Below are 1,640 nucleotides of genomic sequence, written 5' to 3' on the forward strand. Positions count from 1 at the left end.
AGCAAAAAATTATTAATAGTGAAATAGCGAGTGGTAAGTAGTGAGTGGCGGGTGGGGCCTTTATTAATTAGCACCTGATAATTTGCAGGAGTCGTCAATTACAGCGGTTTCCCACCAGCCACTAACCACTTGCTACCAGCCTTAACAAAAACTTTATACTATGATTAAAACACGAATGATCCTGATGGCCGTGCTTGGGTTGTTGTTGTACCCCGGCGCATGGGCGCAGCAACCGGCCGGCGCTACCAATATTACGTTCATCGTAAAAGACCAGCATACGGGGTTTGCCATTCCCGGCGCCGTTGTGCAGGTATCAGCGCCCAATGGCCGCAGCACCGCATTGGCAGCGGCAGCCAATGGCAAACTAACATTCACAGCGGTAAATGGAAAATATGATTTCGCCATAGCGGCCAATGGATATAAACAATTGACCACCTATTTTTCTTCAGGTGAAGTAACAACCATAGAGGCGAGCATAAACCTGGAACCGGCAAATGACAATGCCCGTATGCAGGGAATTGCACCCTCCGCCGGTAAAACGGTAATAAGCGGGTATGTAAGAGATGAAACAGAGAACAGTGCGCTTTCCGGCGTGCAGGTCAACTGCGGCGACGTTACCGCCATAACCGACAGCCAGGGATTTTTCTCGCTGAAGGTAGCATCTGCACCCGGGGACATTACCCCCACCAGTGCGCCTGCCTCTGCCGCCATTACCTTCAGCAAAAGCGGGTATGCATCTTACACCCTGCAAAACGTTTACCTCATGGCCGACGTATATACCATGAAGGTGGGGCTAACACGGGGCAATGGGGCCCGCGTACAAAACGGGCAGCCTGCAGGAAAAACAGAAAAGCAGGTGCACGGGATGTTCGACAGAACCGCAGCAGATGAACAACAACGTTATGCGCCGGTATCAACCCCGCAGGCAAGAATGGAAGCGGTGCTGGCAGCCACCGTGCCGTCAAGCATCAGGGTGGGCACCAGTTGTTCGTGCACTTCGTGCAGTGTCGTCAATGTAATGAGCCTCGAAGCGTATGCACAAAGCGGTCTCGACGATGAGTGGATCGCCAGTTGGGGCGCAGCTTCCTTACAGGCCGGGGCGGTTGCCTATAGAACCTATGGCGCCTGGTATGTTTTACATCCGGTAAAAAGCAATTACGATATCGCCGCCACCACCTGTAACCAGGCATGGGAGGCCGATATCTACACCGCCAGCGTAAATGCCGCCAAAGCTACTGCCGGAATTGTGCTGGTAAAGAATGGCGCTATTTTCAGATCGGAATATTCTGCAGAAAATAACAATTCCGGTTGCGGTAATGGTTATAGCGGCACCGGTACCTCCAATGGCTGGCCCTGCATCTCAGATGCACGCTGCACCGGTTATGCAAAGAACGGCCATGGCCGCGGCATGTGCCAGTGGGGATCGAGCCGCTGGGCAAGCGATAAAACCTATACGTGGATCCTGAACCATTACTATAATCCCGGCAGCGTTTATATACAACTGCCGCCTTCACCGGCGCTTACCGTTATGTCTTTCGCCGTTAAAGATCAAAATACCGGGCTGGCCATTGCCAGTGCATCGGTTTCCATTACCCAACCCAATGGCACCACCAGCACCGCCACAACCAATGCAAGCGGTC

At 52.6% G+C, this 1,640-nt stretch carries 1 protein-coding gene; it reads left to right on the top strand.

The window, feature by feature from the left end:
- Window positions 1–160 precede the first annotated feature (160 nt).
- Window positions 161–1,640, top strand: a 1,480-nt coding sequence (locus A4R26_RS09980; protein WP_207625723.1) for a SpoIID/LytB domain-containing protein, incomplete at its 3' end; no start/stop codon positions are given.

The organism is Niastella populi (assembly GCF_002078015.1).
In the GTDB taxonomy this organism is placed as follows: Bacteria; Bacteroidota; Bacteroidia; order Chitinophagales; family Chitinophagaceae; genus Niastella; species Niastella populi.